This is a genomic window from Pseudomonas sp. P5_B2, from assembly GCF_056400445.1.
Genome location: NZ_JBFULH010001196.1, coordinates 1 through 874 on the forward strand (window position 1 = coordinate 1; position 874 = coordinate 874).

General features: G+C 56.0%; 1 protein-coding gene and 1 pseudogene. Both read left to right on the top strand.

The window, feature by feature from the left end; all coding sequences use genetic code 11:
• Positions 1-587 (top strand): type III pantothenate kinase (locus AC1DRJ_RS30155; RefSeq protein ID WP_477805335.1); only part of this gene is annotated, 587 nt, incomplete at its 5' end.
• A gap of 7 nt (positions 588-594) precedes the next feature.
• Positions 595-874: pseudogene (locus AC1DRJ_RS30160) on the top strand (hypothetical protein); the annotation flags it as partial.

The following is an 874-nucleotide window of genomic DNA, read 5'->3' on the forward strand; positions in this document are numbered from 1 at the left end:
GTGTTAGAACAGCCGAAGAGACCGCCGCGTTAACTTCTATATTGACGCAAACTTTCGGTGTGGCCGTGCTATGTGCGACACCTGCTCGCGAAATGGCTGGAGTGCGCAACKGATATGATGAGTTTGAGCGCCTAGGGCTCGATCGCTGGCTTGCGATGCTTGGGGGGTTCCATCTGGCTCCTGGTGCGTGCCTGGTGCTTGATTTTGGCACAGCCGTGACTGCTGACTTCGTCGCTCGGGACGGGGAGCACCTTGGCGGTTTTATTTGTCCCGGAATGCCCTTGATGCGCAACCAGTTGCGAACCCATACGCGCAGAATTCGATACGGGGATCTGGCAGCCGAACGCGCGCTCGAGAGTCTCGTTCCGGGTCGTACAACCGTCGAGGCGGTGGAGCGAGGATGCTCTCTTATGCTGAGGGGGTTTGTACTGACTCAGTTGGAGCTGGCGCGTAGTTATTGGGGGAATAACTTTACTGTATTTCTCACCGGCGGGGATGCGGCTCTAGTCTCGGGAGTCGTGCCCGAGGCCCGGTTTGTTCCAGACCTGATTTTTGTAGGTTTAGCGATGGCGTGTCCATTGTCCTGAGGTTTTTATGCGTTGGTTGTTTTTGTTGCTGCTCGTTCTCAACGTCTTTTACTACATTTGGCATCAACAAGAGGCTCCGCTACGGGCGAAGGATGTAACGCCTTTGAGTTTGTACCGGGGAGCTCAGCAGGATATCCGCTTGTTAAGCGAGTCAACTGAGGCGGCTCGTGACAAAGCAAAATCCGCGGTGGCGGGCAAAAGTTGCCTCTATTTGGGCGGCTTCGTTCGTCAGGAGGCTGTCCTAGCGGCTGGGCGTCGACTTGGCGAGATCGGTGTCCGGTTCGAGT